Annotated in this window: 15 protein-coding genes; 3 read left to right on the top strand and 12 right to left on the bottom strand. The window is 42.9% G+C overall.

Annotation, left to right across the window (positions count from 1 at the left end; translation table 11 throughout):
• Window positions 1–36: 36 nt before the first annotated feature.
• From BMX50_RS08780 to BMX50_RS08800, 5 genes are all read right to left on the bottom strand, one after another.
• Complete coding sequence (locus BMX50_RS08780) at window positions 37–1,275, bottom strand: PP2C family protein-serine/threonine phosphatase (RefSeq protein WP_091210115.1); 1,239 nt, start codon at window positions 1,273–1,275, stop codon at window positions 37–39.
• Window positions 1,276–1,315: 40 nt separating this feature from the next.
• The gene (locus BMX50_RS08785; RefSeq protein ID WP_091210116.1) at window positions 1,316–2,524 is read right to left on the bottom strand and encodes an ABC transporter permease; all 1,209 of its coding nucleotides are present in this window, start codon (window positions 2,522–2,524) and stop codon (window positions 1,316–1,318) included.
• 213 nt (window positions 2,525–2,737) lie between these two features.
• Entirely contained in the window at window positions 2,738–3,868 is a 1,131-nt protein-coding gene (locus BMX50_RS08790; RefSeq protein WP_091210117.1) for a glycosyltransferase family 2 protein, read from the bottom strand.
• Complete coding sequence (locus BMX50_RS08795; protein WP_091210118.1) at window positions 3,852–4,826, bottom strand: lysylphosphatidylglycerol synthase domain-containing protein; 975 nt, start codon at window positions 4,824–4,826, stop codon at window positions 3,852–3,854. The genes BMX50_RS08790 and BMX50_RS08795 overlap by 17 nt, the downstream gene beginning before the upstream one ends.
• Window positions 4,827–4,907: 81 nt before the next feature.
• Window positions 4,908–5,753 carry a dienelactone hydrolase family protein gene (locus tag BMX50_RS08800; RefSeq protein ID WP_091210119.1) on the bottom strand — a complete coding sequence of 282 codons (846 nt, stop codon included), beginning with the start codon at window positions 5,751–5,753 and terminating at the stop codon, window positions 4,908–4,910.
• A 212-nt stretch (window positions 5,754–5,965) separates the two neighbouring features.
• On the opposite strand from BMX50_RS08800, the gene BMX50_RS08805 reads away from it, so the two are divergent.
• Window positions 5,966–7,174, top strand: coding sequence for a GAF domain-containing sensor histidine kinase (locus BMX50_RS08805; RefSeq protein ID WP_091210120.1), 1,209 nt, complete (start codon window positions 5,966–5,968; stop codon window positions 7,172–7,174).
• A 157-nt stretch (window positions 7,175–7,331) separates the two neighbouring features.
• Here the strand turns inward: BMX50_RS08805 and BMX50_RS08810 are convergent, their stop codons facing one another.
• Window positions 7,332–7,712 (bottom strand): RNA recognition motif domain-containing protein, encoded by a 381-nt coding sequence (locus tag BMX50_RS08810; RefSeq protein ID WP_091210121.1) that lies wholly within the window; start codon window positions 7,710–7,712, stop codon window positions 7,332–7,334.
• Window positions 7,713–8,023: 311 nt separating this feature from the next.
• A complete protein-coding gene (locus BMX50_RS08815) occupies window positions 8,024–8,476 on the bottom strand; it encodes a 3-oxoacyl-ACP synthase (RefSeq protein ID WP_091210122.1) in 453 nt (150 codons plus the stop codon).
• A 94-nt stretch (window positions 8,477–8,570) separates the two neighbouring features.
• On the opposite strand from BMX50_RS08815, the gene BMX50_RS08820 reads away from it, so the two are divergent.
• Complete coding sequence (locus tag BMX50_RS08820; RefSeq protein ID WP_091210123.1) at window positions 8,571–9,467, top strand: hypothetical protein; 897 nt, start codon at window positions 8,571–8,573, stop codon at window positions 9,465–9,467.
• A 194-nt stretch (window positions 9,468–9,661) separates the two neighbouring features.
• Here BMX50_RS08820 and BMX50_RS08825 read toward each other — a convergent pair whose 3' ends face one another.
• Together BMX50_RS08825 and BMX50_RS08830 are read right to left on the bottom strand one after the other, a co-directional pair.
• A complete protein-coding gene (locus tag BMX50_RS08825) occupies window positions 9,662–10,459 on the bottom strand; it encodes an alpha/beta hydrolase (RefSeq protein WP_091210124.1) in 798 nt (265 codons plus the stop codon).
• An 8-nt stretch (window positions 10,460–10,467) separates the two neighbouring features.
• Window positions 10,468–11,586, bottom strand: coding sequence for a Zn-dependent alcohol dehydrogenase (locus tag BMX50_RS08830; RefSeq protein WP_091210125.1), 1,119 nt, complete (start codon window positions 11,584–11,586; stop codon window positions 10,468–10,470).
• A 284-nt stretch (window positions 11,587–11,870) separates the two neighbouring features.
• Here BMX50_RS08830 and BMX50_RS08835 point away from each other — a divergent pair, with 284 nt between their 5' ends.
• Window positions 11,871–13,436: an alpha-amylase family glycosyl hydrolase gene (locus BMX50_RS08835; protein WP_091210126.1), complete on the top strand. Its 1,566-nt coding sequence runs from the start codon at window positions 11,871–11,873 to the stop codon at window positions 13,434–13,436.
• A gap of 237 nt (window positions 13,437–13,673) precedes the next feature.
• On the opposite strand, the gene BMX50_RS08840 is transcribed toward BMX50_RS08835, so the two are convergent.
• The 3 genes from BMX50_RS08840 to BMX50_RS08850 all read right to left on the bottom strand — a co-directional run bounded on the left by BMX50_RS08840 (window position 13,674) and on the right by BMX50_RS08850 (window position 16,953).
• Entirely contained in the window at window positions 13,674–14,321 is a 648-nt protein-coding gene (locus BMX50_RS08840; protein ID WP_091210127.1) for a gluconate 2-dehydrogenase subunit 3 family protein, read from the bottom strand.
• Window positions 14,322–14,341: 20 nt separating this feature from the next.
• Window positions 14,342–16,078, bottom strand: coding sequence for a GMC family oxidoreductase (locus BMX50_RS08845; RefSeq protein WP_091210128.1), 1,737 nt, complete (start codon window positions 16,076–16,078; stop codon window positions 14,342–14,344).
• 131 nt (window positions 16,079–16,209) lie between these two features.
• On the bottom strand, window positions 16,210–16,953 hold the full coding sequence (locus tag BMX50_RS08850; RefSeq protein ID WP_244280903.1) for a 3-keto-disaccharide hydrolase: 744 nt from the start codon (window positions 16,951–16,953) through the stop codon (window positions 16,210–16,212).
• Window positions 16,954–18,025: the final 1,072 nt, after the last annotated feature.

The raw sequence follows: 18,025 nt of genomic DNA on the forward strand, positions 1-18,025 counted from the left end.
TTAGTTTTTCAACAATAAAGATTACGCAGTTTTACGCTAAAAAATCTTTAGCGTAAGCAGGGTAATATCATCAATCGGTTTGCTTTTATGCACATTGTTCAGGTAATCCATCAAAGCCTGGTTAAAATTATCCGGTGATAGCTCGCCATGCGCCAGCACAAAATCAAGCAATTTATCCTCATTCCACACTTTGGAGCTTGGCGATTCAAAGTCCATAAGCCCGTCTGTATAGTTAAAGATCAGGCTGCCGGGTTCAACATCAACTTCGCCCTCGTTTAAAAAAGGCAAATCCTCAAAAACACCGATCATCGTAGTGCCCAATTTAAGCGGAATAGCCCCGCCTTCCGAGTAAAGGATGGTTGGATTGTGGCCCGCATTGATATAATTAAGCCGCCGCTTTTTTTGGTTATAGCGTGCAATAAAAAGGGTAATAAACCGCTCGCCTTTGGTATTGCTGAGCACAATTTTATTTAATCTGTCAACAATGTTGGTCAAATCACCATCAACCGCTGCCCAGGCATGCAAACTGGCCTGGAAGTTGGCCATCAGCAATGCTGCCGAAATTCCCTTGCCCGATACATCGGCAATGCACCATAAAAACTCATGATCATTAAGGCGGATGAAATCAAAATAATCTCCGCCAATATTTTGATGCGGAAGATATTTGGCACCGATCTCCACACTATCATCTTTGTGCTCGCGCATGGGGATCAGCATATTTTGCACTTCTACCGCAAGCTCCATCTCGCGCTGAAAACGTTCGGACTGCAACCGCTCGCGGAAAAGCTTTTTATTTTCCAACGCCACAATGATCACGTTCATCAGCGTTTGGATGAAGTTGAGATCGTTGTTAAGCATCTCGCCCGAAGTATTAAAATCGCCGATGAGGGCGTAGGCCAGCGCTTTGCTTTTATGATATACCGGGATGAAATAATTGTATTTTTTGAGTACGGGGTCGCGGTGTCCGGCTATAGCAGTAGGGGCTTTAACCTTACTCAGTTTTTTACAGGCGCGGGCCAGCACCACCGACGATTCAATATCGCCGCCATATTTGGCTATACAGGCAAATTTATTATCCTTCTCAATCAAAAAACGCAGTTTGCCTACCTGCAAATAATTTTGCAGAATAACTTCCAGCATTTGAATGAGGATAGGAGTAGCGGTGTTTTTGTTTATTGCCCGCGTAATTTCCAGTAAAGAATTTAATTCCGACTGCCGTTTGAGCAAAAGCCTGATCAATTCGTCTTCGCCGGAACCGTCGTCTATATTCAGCATATTGATATAAGTCCGCTGACTAAAATAGAAGAAATAATTTTTAAATACGAGTACTTTGTGATTTTATATCAAAGGCATCGCGTAAGCCAACGGTAACCAGGTTAAAAGCATACACCAGCAGCATGATGGCCATACCCGGAATGATAGCCAAAAACGCCGAATCCATAACAATATAACCATAGTGTTCCTTGATCATGCCTCCCCAGGTTGGGGTAGGGGGCTGTGCGCCAAAGCCTAAAAAACTAAGCCCGGCCTCTAAAAGTATGGCCGACGCAAAATTCGATGATGCCAATACCAGCATGGGGCCGGTTATATTGGGTAAAATATGTTTGGCTATAATGCGCTTGTTACTAAAGCCCAAAGCCCTTGCCGCCTCAATATATTCCACTTGTTTAAGGCCCATTACCTGCCCGCGCACCAGGCGCGCAACCTCAACCCACATGGACAGGCCAACGGCTATAAATATTTGCCATAATCCTTTACCCAGTGCAAAAGATATGGCTATCACCAACAGCAGGGCGGGCAAAGCCCACAAAATATTCATTAGCCAGCTTAAGGATGCATCTATCCAGCCACCAAAGTACCCGGCTACAGCCCCAACGGTTACGCCAAGCAGCATACTGATAATAACCGACATCAGGCCTACGGCCAGCGAGATGCGGGTACCCAATAACAGGCGGCTCAGCATATCCCGGCCATAGCCATCGGTACCAAGCCAAAAAGTTTTAAAGCCGATATTTTCTTTCCGGATCCTGGCGTCGAAACTGTGATAAACAGCTGCCGAAGCAACCACTGCAGACGTTTGGCCATTATCGTTAAAAATAACCTTGCCATCTTTATAAACGGGCTTTTGGCCGGTAATCACTTCAAAAATATTATATACCTTCTTTTCGGGTTTATCCTCATCGCCTATATATCCATTAATGTAAATGGAGTCTTTAACGAAATGATAGCCGGTAATCGGCACCTCTTTATAAAACGAAGGCTGCCCGTACAGCATCCTTGAAAATATATTTACGGTATCAACAGGCTCCGTTTTCCGGAGTCTTAATATCATATACGTAGATCCCGGCTTTTTTATACTAAGCTGGATGACCATATTATTGGCCAGGGGAGTATCATCGGGCATAACGAGGTAGCCCAGTATGGCAACAAGCAAAGTAAGCAGGATAAATGCCAGCCCGGCTACAGCAATTTTATTGCGCTTAAAAACACGCAAGGTGCGTTTTGCTGGTGTAATTTCGGCCAATGTGTTAACAGTTCATGTGTATTGGCTAAATATCGTTTAAATAGGCACAATTAGCAATAACGGCTGTTTTCTTTACAAATGCATTATGAAGCTAAAAGCTCAACGCTGAAAGCCTAAAGCTTAACAACTCTTTGTGGATAAATATTGGGGAGTAATCTGCCTTTGATCGTGCAAGCTTTGAGCCTTAAGCCTTCTGCTTTTAGCTCGTGGGGCTTACTTAACTACACGGCCTTTCCAGGCGTATTTTTTATTTTTTCCTAAAAAGCCGATAATAACAAAATAAAGGACATTAAGTGGCAGAACAAAGCTTACATACAATAACAGTTCGCGCCGTTTTAAGAAGTTCATGATAGGGGTCATGTAAAATAAGTCTATCGCATATTTAATGCCGATGGTAAGCAAAAACAGTTTCAGGAAATAGATATTAAAAATCCCAAGCACAGCTGTAAACAACAACATGAAATTACAGAGCCAGATACTAAGTGCAAAAGCCACCATCTTTTTGTTTTTGTACTTGGTTGACTTTGATGCCCAGCGGCGTCTTTGCTGTATAAACTCTTTCAAATTGGGTTTTGCATGGGTATATACAATCGCCTCGCGCCGTTTCAAAAAGCCTATCCTGCCGGGATGGCGCTCAGCTACTTTATGCAAAAGGAGCTCATCGTCGCCCGAGGCCAGATCATCTATACCTGTAAAACCGCCTACTTCATAAAATACATCTTTACGATACGCAAAATTTGCACCATTGCATGTGGCAGCAAAACCATGACCTAAAAAGGAACCTCCCATACCAATAAGCGATGAAAAATCGAGCGTTTGCATCCGCTCAAATACCGACTGCTCCTGAAAATAAGTTACCGGCGATGAGATCATCACCAGATCGTTTTGCTCAAAGAAACCAACAATGGTGCGTAGCCATTGATTGCCCATACGACAGTCTGCATCTGTAGCTACCATTAAATCGCCTGTTGAAAGCTTGATAGCCTCGGCAATTGCCTTCTTTTTATAGGAGTTTAGTGTTTCGCCAAGTTTAAGCTGAAGCAATTTAACACCCTGCGCCGCATAGCTGCTTATAATAGCGGCCGTATTATCTGTTGAATGGTCGTCAACAATAATAATTTCTAACAGGTGCTTTGGGTAATCCTGGGCTAAGATATCTTCGATAGTTAAATGGATCTTTTCCTCTTCATTCCGGGCCGCTATAAGCACAGTAACTTTGGTATGTACCGAATTAGCAACAACCGGCCCCATCGTGACCTTTGCCCAGCCTATACGCAGATAGATCAGCAATACCACATAAAGCCCAATAGAAAACAACGAAATAATACTAATCAGCGCGGTCAAAGAATTTGAGTTTTAAAACGAACAACGATCCTAAAATAGCAGGAATAAATAAATTAATAAGCCATATTGATGATACGCCGGCTATTACGGCAATATTTTGATCTGTTACATAAACAAACAGGTGCGAAGCTGTAAAGCCGCGTACGCCAATGTCAAAAAGATCAAGCGATGGTATGGCTGATGATACCAGGAAAAACAACGTTAGCATCATCATCATTGGTGCAATATTCATATTGGGCACCAGCATCTGAAAAACCAGGAAATACTGGAATGAAAACGTGAGGTAACGCGCAATACTGAAACCCATGATCTTGATAAGCTCATGCGTGCGGTAACGCCCCATTACCTCAAAAAAGCGGTGATACTTTTTGATAAATGGAACACGGTCAAGCAGGGTAACCGCCCAGTTTATATTAAAATAAAATATCAGTTGTATGGCAACTATTATTGCGCAAACAGCCGTTACGCCCCAGGCCAACGCCAAATTGGTATGAATATAGTTGGCAACAAACCATATCATGGCTATTACCCCCAAAACATTGGTTACCGAACCCTGACTAAACGAACCTACCCCCATGGCAAAAATACCCGGGACACGTTTGCGCGGCGGCAAAAACATTACGCGGCCGCCATATTCGCCCAATCGGTTTGGCGTGGTCACAGCCCAGGTAAGTCCGCAAAAAACAGCCTCAACTGCTTCCCACAAACTGATATTGATGAGGGTTTTGGTTACGTACCGCCACTTAAGTGCCTCCAGAAACCAGTTTAAAAACATCAATAAAACTACCAGCCCCATGACAATAACAACATGGGTAGTACTTATTTGCGATGCGAAATGTTCAAACTGCTTTAGGTCGTTATTCTTTTTATTGAACTGCCGGTAAATAAACCACCCTGCAACAATTAATATACCGGCCTTAAGTAGATACGAAACAACCTTTTTTGCAGAACGTGTCAAGTAGATAAATTTTATGCAATGTTACAAAAAAATGGGGCATGCTAAAGCTTGCCCCATACAACACCACACGGTTAGTTTTGTTTACTTCAATCTGGCTTTTAAAAACACCAGCGTATTTGCATAAGCATCTTTGGTGGCATCGCTGTTATAAATAGGATTACTTGGGTTAGCAAAACCGTGGTCGGCGTCATATTGGTGCAGGTACACTTTTTTACCGGCGGCCTTCATATCGGCATCAAACTTGGCTACAACCTTTGGGTTAATCCACTGGTCTTTGTTGGCAAAGTTGCCCAGCACATCGGCGTTTAGCGTTTTTAGTTTATTAACATCCTGCTCGGGCATACCGTAGTACATTACACAAGCTACCGCTTTTTTACCCGCAAGTAAACTGGTTTGCAGGCTCCAGCCGCCGCCAAAGCACCAGCCAATGGTGGCAATGTGTGCATTAGCTCCGGCGTAGGTAATTGCGCCGTTTACTATGGCACGCGCCCTGTCATCATTTACAGCCTGCATAAATTTGCCTGCATCTTCGCGCGTGGTTGCTACCTTACCATCGTACAGGTCAAGGTCGATGATATTTACATTGCCCAGGTCATTATACAGCTTTTCCGATTCCTTTTTTACATAGTCATTAAGTCCCCACCATTCGTGTATCACCAATAAATAATTGTTGGTAGGCTTTTTTGCTTTCATAAAAAATGCCGATGCCTGTTTCCCATCGGGTGTTTTGTAGGTGATGGCCTCACCAATGCTGCTTTGAAAATGCATTGGCAGCGGGTTTTTGTGCGACATTTTAAATTTCGGGTTTGACGCCAGCATGGCAAATTGCTGCGTTGCCGATGGATTGCTACAGCAAACAACTTTGCGCTGCGCAAAAGTCATAGTAGCTAAACCAATAAATAGTGTTACCAGGAGCAGTTTTTTCATGGTTAAAAATTTTACGTTAATAAAAGCTGATATGTGGTTTAAAACAATACGTTGGCAATGTAGTTTTAGTTGTTAGGCTCATGTAATTAACCGGCATAAATTTATGATAATGTAATATACAATTACCTAAAATTTAATGCATCGTATTTATTATCCATAGAACCTTATGGAATAAAAACACGTATATAATAATTACCTATATATAATATAATATGCCTACCCAACCAATTCCTGATAATGAAATGGAAAGGCTTTTAAGCCTGTCAGAATTTGACCTGGATTACACCGAATACAAAGATAGCTTTAAAGACCTCGCCAAACTGGCCGCCAAGGTTACCGGAACCGAAATCTCGTTGGTTAACCTTATCGACTCCTATACCCAATGGAGCATCAGTGGCCATGGGCTGCAAATTGAACAAATGCCCCGCGAAGATTCTGTTTGCCAGTATACCATTATAAACGGTGAATATTTTGAAGTAGGCGACCTGCAAAACGACGAGCGTTTCAAGAATAAATTTTATGTAACCGACGAACCGAAGCTGAGGTATTATTATGGAATTCCGCTTAAAACGAGTGATGATCATAATATAGGCGCTTTATGTGTGCTGGATAAAAACGTTAAAGAGCTTACGCCCGAAAAGGTTGAGCTTTTAAAAATCATTGCCGATGAAATAGTAAACCGGTTAAAAGATTTAAAGGTAATTGGCAAACTTAAAAACAAGCTTTCTGAGGCCAATGAAACTCAAAAGAAAGTAGCACATGACATCCGCGGGCCATTAAGCGGCATTATTGGTCTTGCCCAGTTTATCAGCGAGCAGGGGGAAGCCAATCAGATAGAAGAAGTTCTTGAATTTATCAACCTGATCCATAAAAGCGGCCGGTCGATACTGGAGCTTGCAGATGAGATCCTGAGTGCCGATAAAAAGGATCACAAACCCATACCTAACGGGGCCGAATTTAACCTGCTGGTATTTAAAGATAAAATTGAAAGGCTATTTATCCCGCAGGCGCGGAATAAGAATATATTGCTTACCGTTAAAACCTCGTCTGAGTCGGAACGGATCCCGTTTGCGCGGAATAAACTATTACAAATAACCGGCAACCTGATTTCAAACGCAATAAAATTTACGCCAAAGGGAGGTATTGTTGAGGTCGATCTTCGCCTGGAAGTAAATGACCATAGCAATATCCTGCAAATCCAGGTAAAAGATAATGGAGTTGGCATCGATCAAAAAGGCATCGACAAGATACTGAGCGGCAGTTCCACTTCATCAAGCGGCACAACCGGAGAAGCTGGCTTTGGCTTCGGACTGGCTTTAGTAAAACACCTTGTTGAAACCCTAAAAGGAACAATAAATATCTATTCCAAACCGGCCGAAGGAAGCGTTTTTGAGGTAAGGCTACCGCAAAAAGTACAATAATAAATTGTTATCTGTCAGGAAATTTTAGAAAATAGAAGTTTGCGTAAGGCAAAATATCCTTAAATAAAACGTTTTCCGGAAAGGTAGATTTACAGATGCTATACATAAAGTAAAATACCGGATTAACCAACCCGGTATTTTACTTTAGATTATATTTTTACCAGCTTTTGCCGCCGCCGCCACGGTTATCTCTTGAATAGCCGCCACCGCCACCGCGGTTGCCGCCACCATAACCACCGCCGCCGCGATTACCGCCACCGTAGCCACCGCCACTGCTTCTGCGATCGCCGCCTGGTTTTTTCTCTTCTGCCTGGCTTACTGCAATTGATCTTCCTTTAACTTCAGAACCGTTTAGGCCGCTTATAGCTTGTTGTGCTGCCTCATCATCTGCCATTTCAATGAATCCGAACCCTTTACTTCTTCCTGATTCCCTGTCAATAATAATTTTTACGGAGTTAACTTCACCATAAGCTTCGAAAAGCTGCTTTAAATCGGCTTCCCCTAAAGTAAAAGGAAGACTTCCTACGAATATGTTCATTAATATTTAGTTTTTAATGGGCATGCTTTGTTAATTACCCACGTTTTGTTAACATCAAATATAGTAATAGATATTTGATGATTACTGCATGTTTATGTGAATGAGTGCTTTTATTTTAAAAAAAATATTTTTTTTGATGGTTTTGGGGGAATAAATGAAAAAAGACAACCTATTAATACAAAGGGCAATTGCTTTTGTTTTAAAAGTATGATGTTTTTGTAAAATAAATATGTAAAGAAAGCGCTGTCCGTATTTTTTTAATATTAACGTAACAAAAAATTATTTCCCTGGGATAAATCAGCTGTAAAAACCTAAACTACCGATTCAATTTTATACAGCTTCCCGTTAAGCGTAAACTCTTCTCCCGCTTTTTTGCCGCTAAGCAGATTTCCTACAGGCGATGCCGGCGACACCGCGAAATACGTTTTGCTGCCAAGCATTAAAGCCCCCGCACTTATAGCCAGATAAAAATTGCCGTTATTGGTAACTATCACGCTGCCAGGCTCGGCATGTGCTGATGCCCCTGTTGTACTTATGCGGTTTAAGGCCACTAACAGTTTGTTGGCTTCATTAAGCTGCGCCATATTGCGGTTGGTTTCCTGCTGCGCCATTTCCCGCCCGGTTTCGTATTTATCGCCCGCACTGCTTTTGGTATCGTCGGTTGAGGCTTTTTGTGCATCGGCAATAGCAAGCTCTGTGGCTTCCATAATTTTACGCACATGATTAACACATAGCTGATGTAATTCTTTCTTCAGATCGCTCATTTACGAAATCAAATAAAAAACTAAAATAGGGAAAAGGCTAACATCAGTTAATAATAGTTCTTTATTTAGCGGTTCATTAACAACAATAAATTTTATGGCTACCGATGGCGTGAAAATAATTGATGGAGATATCGCTCATGATACCTACTGGGGTATCATGGATCTTTATGATAATAAGGTTGATTTTGAACTCATCAAAGAAAAGTTTCCTTTAAAAGAGTTGAGCCATTTTGATGATTTTGACAATGAAATATACATTACCTCCTGCGCCTTAGCATACTGGGAAATAGGAAAAATCGATGCTGAAATGTTATCACTCGTAAAAAAAGTGATTGATAAGGGCGGCGGCGTCAAGATCTGGGCAGAACGCTCCATAAACGAAAGTAAAGCCCGCCTTCGGGAGCTTGAACGATTCTGGAAAAAGATATCTCAGGAAAACGTTAAAATAAGAGCCCCTAAAACATATAGAACCATTACTAACTTGTATTTTAAACCCGATACCGCATTAACCTTTAAACATTTTGACGGAAATTACAGGGTGATTATCTGTATCGATATTATTCAACACCGCGGTTCGTGCGATTATCGCTTTGTGCTTACTACATACAATGCGAACGAGAAACCAACTTTGGACAAGTTATCAAACAGTGAGATTATTGGCAGAAAAATGGGTACTGGCTACGACCAATCAGAGACCAGGGCAATGCAACCTGGAATTGAACGGGTTTGGAACTTTGAAAAAGAGGAAGGGAACTGCAATTTCCTTTTTGGAGTTGTTCAATTTGGTACAAGTCATAAAAACCTAAGCAGCTTCAACAGCAAGTTTGAAAGTGTTGGTCCTTTGAAAATACTGCCAGCACTAAAAATGATGGGGGCACTAAGCGGATTTAGCGCTTTTGAAGATTTCGAAGCAGAATTTTTTGATTTAGAAAAACGCCTCAGAATATTTGGCAATAAAAAATACCCCGTAAAAGTGTTGTGTGACCTTTAGCAAAAATAAAAGCCCCCTTGCACTCGCTGCTTGGGGGCTTTAAACCTAAACCTTATCACTATTTGCAGGCGTTAACCTACAAAGTAGATAAACGTTACTAATAGTGATAATGGTATGTTCGACTAATCAAAACTGACAAAATAATGATATTCGCACATTATAAGCCAACTGTTAGTTTATATTAACAGCCTTATTTACAGCTTACCGGCAAAAAACTTAAGGGTTGATAAAATATGCTTTGCCCAGTATGTCCACTCATGCCCACCCTGATTTTCTTCATAAATATGCGGGATTTTCTCCTTGTCCAGCTTTTTATGTAAATCCCGGTTGTAGTTGATGAGGAGGTCATTAGTCCCGCAATCAAAACGAACTGGCGGCAACTGATCCCTGTATTTTTTAAAGGTGGCAAACACGTCTTCGTCGCTCACGATATCCTGAGCATATGTTTTCAAAGGCTCGCCTGCAAAAAGTTTGATTTGCGGCAGACTTGTTATTGATGAAAGCCCTGAAATAGCTTTAAACTTATGCCCATATTTTGCGCCTATCCTCAAAGCACCAAAGCCTCCCATTGAAAGGCCTGCTATAAAAAGCGGCGAATTTTGTTTTGCCCCCGGGATATTCTCCATTACCGCAGTAGGGACATCCTCGGCTATCCATTGTTCAAAATTAAAGCCACTGTGCGGTAAATACCCCGAGCCATCGCCCCAAAGCCCGTCTGATGGCATGGCTAATATCATTCGTGGCAATTCTCCTTTTTCGATGAGTGCATGGGTTTTTAAATGAACGCCCGCACTCATGGCCCAGCTCCAGGCGCTGCCGTATACACCGTGCAGCAATATCACAATAGGTAAAACCTCATTCTTGTTAGCACCAGGCGGCACATATAAACAGATATCACCGCGGCCTTTAAGATTTGGCGTTTTTACAGTTATAAACCGCAGCTGGTTATTTTCATATTGAGGGTTGGAGATTTCTGTAGTTTTAAATGGCATGAGCTTCTTCAGTCGAACACGATAACACCTTTTGCGTTTTTGCCCTTCAGCATATCGTCAAAAGCCTTATCAAGTTCGTTTATAGGGTATGTACGAGTAATCATTTCTTCAAGTAGTAAGTGTCCGTTGGTATAATGTTGTACTATATCCGGAAAGTCGATTTGTGGGCGGCACTTACCGTAAAGCGGGTTAATGTAAATTTTATCCCACTCAAAAAGGCGCATATCAATGGTGATATCCTGCTCAATACCGCTTACCTGCACCGCTGTGCCTGCATTGCGCACCATTGCTAACGGAGCCGCACCTAATTCGGGAATGGCAGTACATTCAAAAGCATAATCGGCCCCACGGCCACCGGTAAGTTTTTTTACTTCTTCGGCGGCTTTAAGCAGGCCGGTATCATCTTTCGCAGCCAAAACAGTGTGGGTAGCACCAAACTTAACAGCCATTTCAAGTCGCGTGGGGTTAATATCGATGGCTATGATCTTCCCGGCTCCGGCAACTTTTGCCCCTTGTATCACATTAAGGCCCACGCCGCCGGTACCCAATACAACTGCCGATGAACCTGCTTTTAGTTTAGCTGCATTTACAACAGAGCCATAGCCTGTCATCACCCCGCAGCTAATGATACTTGCAGCCGGAAATGACATACTTTCAGAACTATTTTTTACCACTGCAGATTCCTTTACCAGGGTATAGCCCGCTATGGTGCCAATATTGAAAGACCTTAAAATGGGCTCGCCATTGTAAGTTGTTCCGTCGAGATCGGCATGGCCTGGGGTGTAGCCGTTACCGCCGGCTGCAACCGGCGAGGCTACTTCACACAAATGCTGATTGCCTTCAAGGCACTGAAAGCATTTGCCGCAATGCATGGCCCAGTTTAAGATCACTTTATCACCGGGTAATACACTGCTAACATTTTTCCCAACCGAAATCACAACACCAGCGCCTTCATGGCCTATAATAAGTTGTTTCCCCCAGTTTAGGGAGTCGTGATCGGTATGGCAAAGTCCTGCTGCTTTTATTTTAACCAATACTTCATCATCCTTTGGTTCGTGAACCACAATATCCTGTACAGAAAAACCTCCTTTACCATCGGCAATTGCTGCCTTGCACGTTATAGCCATAATTGAGGGTTTTTCATTGGTCGTTAAACTTTATAGGTGTAGTCAAGCTATATATTGGCCCGGCCGAAATATGCTTAACTAATACAACAAATGTATAGTAACACCCGGTTTTAAAACTTTAGCAAATTGTCCAAAAAATGGCTTATTTTATCCCCGCCATTGGTTTTTGTTGACTTTCCCACGTGTTTGATCCTCCTAAGGATAAAATATGCCATTTTTTCACACCTGTAGTTATTGTTAGTTATCAACACTTTACGTTACTTTAATCACCATTTATAACTACTATGAAAACAAACAAGCTAATTATTCTAGCGTGCCTGTCGTTTGGATTAATTTTCGTCAGGGTTAATGCAAGGCCGTGGGCGCCGGTTAAAAACGAGGTTATCTATCATATATTTCAGCGAAGCTTTTATGACAGCAATGGCGATTATCATGGCGACCTAAACGGCATCCGCCAAAAGCTTGATTATTTGCAGGAACTGGGGGTAACCTCTATATTGCTTACCCCGCTTTACGAATCTGCTTTTTACCATAATTATTTTGCCATTGATTTTGAAAAGATCGACGCTAAATACGGCTCCCTTGCCGACTATCTTAAACTGATCAAAGAACTTCACCGCCGGGGCATGAAGTTTTATATGGATATGGAAACCCAATATGTTACCGAAGATTCCCGCTGGTGGAAGGAAGCTTTCGGCAATCCAAAATCGCCGTACAGCGATTATATTTTATGGGATGATAAGGACAACAAAAAGCCATCAACCATAGTTTATAACCTCACCGGCCTTACGGGTTATGACAGTGTATCCCGAAAAATTACTACTGCAAACCTTAACAGCGAAGCCTCAAAAGCATATAACCTCAAACTATTCAGCTTTTGGATAGATCCTAACGGCGATGGTAAATTTGACGATGGGGTAGATGGCTTCAGGCTTGACCATATGATGGATGACCTGGATAATAAAGGCCGTCTTCCGCACCTGTTCGATACTTTCTGGAACCCTTTGCTAACCAAACTAAGGACCATCAACCCTAAAATTAAAATAGTAGCAGAACAAGCCAACTGGTTTAGTCTTGGCACCGAATACCTGGAACACGGCAGCGTTGACCGGGTATTTGGGTTACGACTTTGCTTTGCTATCAGGTCGTTTGATAAAAAACTGCTTTTAGCCAATGCCGATTCAACGCTGGCTATGCTGCCGCCTGGTAAGCAGCAGGTGGTTTTTATTGAAAACCATGATGTGCCGCGGTTTAGCTATGCCGTTAAAAGCGATTTGGCAAAACTGAAAGTGGGCTGTGCTTTTAACCTGCTGATGGGTGGCATCCCTTCCATTTACTACGGGCAGGAACTGGGCATGACCGGCACCACGGCTAACTTTGGTGCTACAGATGCTAACGAGATCCCCGACAGGGAGGCTTTTGAATGGTACAAAAGCGATACAGGCAAAGGCATGGCCTTATGGTATAAACAAACCGGCCCATGGAAAGACCACTTTAATAACGATAAACCAAACGACGGCATTTCCCTGGAAGAAGAAAAACAGGACCCAAATTCATTATGGAATTACTATAAGCAGATGATCATCATCCGCAAGGCAAACCCGGCATTTGTTGATGGCAGCTACAAAACTATCAGCAATGATAATGATCAAGTATTTACGTTTTTGAGGAAGGATGCCGGGCAAACAATATTGGTGGCTATAAATCTATCGGACAAAGAAACGGGGGCCAACATTGAGGCCAGCGGAAACCCGGTTAATATTATTGGAGATGTAAAACCAGAGATAAAAGGAGAGAAGCTGGCGATTAATTTGCCTGCGTTTGGGGTAGGGGCCTGGGAGCTAAAGTAAAGCTTATTTAAAACTTACGCTCGTTTGCAACGAGCGCTTAGTGTGGTTTGGCGATTGTATCGCCCGTTGCGTTATAAACGCAAACCCAGGTTAAGCGCTCGTTACAAACGAGCGCAAGAATAGCAAATTTAAAAAAATGTCATTGCGAGCGTAGCGTGGCAATCGCACGGAAGCAGAGCCGCTCTGTATAGCTACGAGATTGCTTCGTCGTGCCTCCTCGCAATGACATAAATTAATTTACATCGAGGCCGAAGCTTTCACATTCTCCATTCCGTAATGCTTCAGGATATCATCAGGTACACCTGTCCATTTACCGGGTTGGTTACCTGCATAGCCAATATCTTTTACGCCGATTTCGCTGGTGAAAAAGCCTGATGCAGTAAGATCGCGCATGCGGTTGAAGAACGCTACACCCTGTGCCATTTCTGGCTTAGCTTTAGCTGGGTAAGCAATCATATCAATTAGCTGGATCTGCTGATCTTTTGTGCAATCGGTAAATGGTTTGCCGAAACGGTTAAGACATTGTAAATCCAGCCAGCGTAAACCACCGCGCATCGGGGTTTGATGATCTGGCATATCTTTTACAATAAACTCAATGAAATCAGGAACCTTGGCATCAGATGCACTGCCCGATTTATCATCCTTAGGGATAATAATATCTGCCAGCACAGTGATGGTTGCCATCTCCGCAGTGGTGAAAAACTTATCGGCGTGCAATTTCTTGTCACGCTCAACCTCAAACGGCTGGCGGCCAACTTCGTCGCCGGCTGCTGCGGTGGTTGTTTCTTCTGCGCCTTTTTTAGTATCGGTTTTACAGGCCTCCAGTAATAATCCTGCCGAAAGTGTACCCAAGCCCAGGGCTTTGAGGGAGTCACGTCTGTTCATAAAATTGTTATGTTAGCTTGTTAAACGTTTAATTTTTTTCTTTCCTGAATAATGTATTCTGCGGTACGCATTGATAACGCAAGGATTGTCCATGTTGCGTTTTTATCGCCTTGCTGCACAAACGGAGCGGCGTCAACCACAAACAGGTTTTTACAATCATGCGCCTGGCACCATTTATTTAAGGCCGATTTTTTAGGATCGTTACCCATACGGATAGTACCAACCTCGTGGATGATCTTACCCGGAGCCTCTAAACCGTAATTGGTTTCAGGGCCTTGCGGGCCGCCATATATAGCGCCACCCATGTTATGCATAATTTCCTGGAAGGTTTCCTGCATGTGCTTAGCCTGTTTAATTTCTTCAGGAGCCCATTTGTAGTGGAAACGCAACACCGGGATACCATATTTATCAACCACGTTAGGGTCAATTTCGCAATAGTTATCATAACGGGCAATGGCAGTACCACGACCGGCCATGCCAAACTGTGTACCATAAAAACGACGGTAGTCATCTTTTAACGAAGCACCGTAACCGCCTGCTTCTTTCATTTTACCGTCGCGGCCAGGCACAACACCGTTCATATTTTGGATACCACCGCTGAAACCGTATGATGGCATGTGTAAACCACCACCGTATTCGATATGATAACCGCGGGGGAAATCCAGTTTTTTATTATCTAACCACCATGGCGAGTAGATGTGCACACTACCAACACCGTCTTCGTTGTAACGTTTACGGTCCATCAGTTGCGGAAGGAACCCGCCGGCACTTGAACCGGTAGAGTCGTGCAGATAACGACCAACAACACCGCTGCTGTTAGCCAAACCACCCGGATGCTGGGCAGATTTTGAGTTAAGCAGGATCCTGGCAGATTCGCCCGCACTTGCACCAAGGATAACCGTTTTGGCGTTAACCTGGTACTCTTGTAAATCCTCTTTATTAATATACGATACGCCAACGGCTAAACCTTCGGCATTGGTAATTACCTCACGCACCATGGCGTTAGTAATTACTTTTAAGTTACCTGTTTTAATAGCAGGGATAACCAAACATGATGATGCAGAGAAGTCGCCGTAAACTTTACAACTGCGACCGCACTGTCCGCAGAAGAAACAAGCGCCACGATCTTTATTGCCCGGTAAAGCTTCTGTTAATACAGAACCACGGCCCGGAATTATTTTAACACCGGCTTTTTGAGCACCCTGTACAATGTACAACTCGTTAAGCCTTGGTTTGGGCGGAGGCAGGAAGATACCATCCGGCTCATTCTCTAAACCTTCTTTGGTACCGTAAACACCAATCATACGGTCAACCTTATCATAGTATGGTTTTACGTCATCATAGGTGATTGGCCAGTCGTCGGTAAGGCCATCTTTGGCCTGGAAATCGCGGGGGCCCATCCTTAACGAGATCCTGCCCCAGTGATTGGTACGGCCGCCCAGCATACGAGAGCGGAACCAGAAAAACTCCGTTTTATCTTTGGTGGTGTAAGGCTCGCCGTCAATTTCCCAGCCGCCATAAGCAGCATCAAAATCGCCGAACGGACGGGTTGTACCCGCACCGCGGCGTGGCGACTCCCACGGCCATTTTAATTGTTGTGAATCTTTAGCAGGGTCAAAGTAAGCACCGGCCTCAAGCATTAAAACTTTTATACCGGCGTTGGCCAAAACGTAACCGGCCATACCCCCGCCGGCACCCGAACCAACAATCACCACATCATAGGTGGCTGATGATTTTTTAATTTGCAGATCGCTCATATTATATCAAAGTATCCTTCTTTCTTATATGGAGAGGAAATTATACATGCACAGGGGCATGCTAAACACAATTTAAGTTAAGGTAAATATATGAACAGGGTACTACATAAGCACCCTGTTCATGAAAAATATTAAAGCTCTTTTAATTTGATATTACGGTAGCTAACCAGGTGACCGTGATCCTGCAGGGCAATATGGCCTTTAGGATACTGAGCAAAACCTTTCCAGTTTTTAAACTTGCTATCGGCTAATACCTTGTTCCACTCATCGCTGCCAATTTTTACGTCTACGATCTGGGTACCGTTAAGCCAAAAAGTGATCTGACCATCTTTTTTACGCAGTTTTACTTTGTTCCATTCGCCGGCTGGTTTGCATACATCTTTTGATGGGGCTATCATATCATATAATGAGCCCGCCAGGTGATTGGCCTTTTTATTGTCTTCGGCATCTTTGTTATCAAGTACCTGCATCTCCATACCGGTTAAGTAGGTAGCGCCAAATTGAGGGTCTTCATGTACGCCAAAAATAATACCGCTGTTACCTTCTTTAGTGATGTTCCACTCTAAAGTAAGCTCGTAGTTTTCGTATTCGCCATCGGTAACTAAATCGCCATGACCTTCGGCTGCTTTCGGGTCGAGTTGTAAAGCGCCGTCAACAACTTTCCAGCCTACAACATCTTTTTTAAGATAGGTGTGCCAGCCTGTGGTGGTTTTGCCGTCGAATAGTTTGGTTTGTGCCGATACCGACAGGCAAAAGGCAGGGATGGCCATCAGGCCAAGCATGATCTTTTTCATAAAGTTATAATTGTTTTTTATAGTAGCGGAACCGCCATTTAAATAGCTTTGGTTGGTTGTGGCGGCTCCTGTTGGTTTCATTGTTTTGCTTTGTACAAGGTATGTGACTTAAATAATGTAAAACTGTTTAAGTGCCATGTTTTGATAAAACGTTTTAATTGCAAATTAAGCGAACATTTTTTTAGGTTGGGCTAAATATATTGGCTTTTTTTTAATGCTAAAACGATTATCGCAAAAATAAAGTATAAGCCCGCCAAAACAGAGGTAAAAGCTTGGTTACAATGGACAATTTACGGTAGATGGATAACACCGCCAGGGCACCTGATTGTAACAAATGAGGTGTCTCAATTTTCTGATTCCCCATAAAAAATCGAAAAACCACCGACCGCTATTTTTTCAAAAACGCAGTAGTGTTCCATTTTTTGAGCGTGAAACAGCAGAACACCTTTTATATGAAACACACTGATAATCAACAATGTAAAAAACAACACGAAACAGTATTAAATAATTGGCTATCAACTACTAAAACTTAAAGAGGTAACTAAAACGCGGTTCATATGCCAGCCTGCAAACCGTATTTATTTCCGGTTTTTTTTATGATTTCTTCAAATTAACCGCATGAGCAGCACTCAGTACTGGCAAAATCCCGCCACCATAATTTCGGATTGAAATGCGTTGTTTTGCCCAAAGGGCAAAATAAGCCTGCGTTTAGCAAACGCGATTGATAATCCTCTTTAATCAAGAAGTCACGAGTACCCGGCCCTGCAAGCCAGCGCTGCATACTCGCGCCGGTTCTCGATTACTACCTATAAAAACAAATTATAAATTATTAATAATCCCAACAAACCGACCCGCCCTGTATCGTTCTCGATTGCTTCGTACCTACCCATGACATGACTAAAAAATGGGTGTCATGCTGAGCCTGTCGAAGCATAGCGGGTAGGGCCTCTGCGCGCGACCCTTCGACAAGCTCAGGGTGAGAGTCCCTCCACACCAAATGTCATCTCATCCTTATAGGCCCCCGATTTTCTCTCACTCAGGATGACAACTTCCACTCCTAATGTCATTTCCCCTTCAGAATGTTCCAATTTTACCTTACAGCAATTGCGCTTTTTTTAATACCATTTCAATCAAACCGTTTTTAAACAGCTTC

The organism is Mucilaginibacter gossypiicola, assembly GCF_900110105.1.
GTDB classification, from domain to species: Bacteria; Bacteroidota; Bacteroidia; order Sphingobacteriales; family Sphingobacteriaceae; genus Mucilaginibacter; species Mucilaginibacter gossypiicola.

Bases quoted from the DNA above. Each gene is read 5' to 3' on its own strand.
- BMX50_RS08840 (WP_091210127.1), bottom strand. From the start codon at position 14,321: ATGAACAGACGTGACTCCCTCAAAGCCCTGGGCTTGGGTACACTTTCG.
- BMX50_RS08850 (WP_244280903.1), bottom strand. From the start codon at position 16,953: ATGAAACCAACAGGAGCCGCCACAACCAACCAAAGCTATTTAAATGGC.
- BMX50_RS08815 (WP_091210122.1), bottom strand. From the start codon at position 8,476: ATGAGCGATCTGAAGAAAGAATTACATCAGCTATGTGTTAATCATGTG.
- BMX50_RS08800 (WP_091210119.1), bottom strand. From the start codon at position 5,753: ATGAAAAAACTGCTCCTGGTAACACTATTTATTGGTTTAGCTACTATG.
- BMX50_RS08825 (WP_091210124.1), bottom strand. From the start codon at position 10,459: ATGCCATTTAAAACTACAGAAATCTCCAACCCTCAATATGAAAATAAC.
- BMX50_RS08810 (WP_091210121.1), bottom strand. From the start codon at position 7,712: ATGAACATATTCGTAGGAAGTCTTCCTTTTACTTTAGGGGAAGCCGAT.
- BMX50_RS08830 (WP_091210125.1), bottom strand. From the start codon at position 11,586: ATGGCTATAACGTGCAAGGCAGCAATTGCCGATGGTAAAGGAGGTTTT.
- BMX50_RS08835 (WP_091210126.1), top strand. From the start codon at position 11,871: ATGAAAACAAACAAGCTAATTATTCTAGCGTGCCTGTCGTTTGGATTA.
- BMX50_RS08805 (WP_091210120.1), top strand. From the start codon at position 5,966: ATGCCTACCCAACCAATTCCTGATAATGAAATGGAAAGGCTTTTAAGC.
- BMX50_RS08820 (WP_091210123.1), top strand. From the start codon at position 8,571: ATGGCTACCGATGGCGTGAAAATAATTGATGGAGATATCGCTCATGAT.
- BMX50_RS08845 (WP_091210128.1), bottom strand. From the start codon at position 16,078: ATGAGCGATCTGCAAATTAAAAAATCATCAGCCACCTATGATGTGGTG.
- BMX50_RS08780 (WP_091210115.1), bottom strand. From the start codon at position 1,275: ATGCTGAATATAGACGACGGTTCCGGCGAAGACGAATTGATCAGGCTT.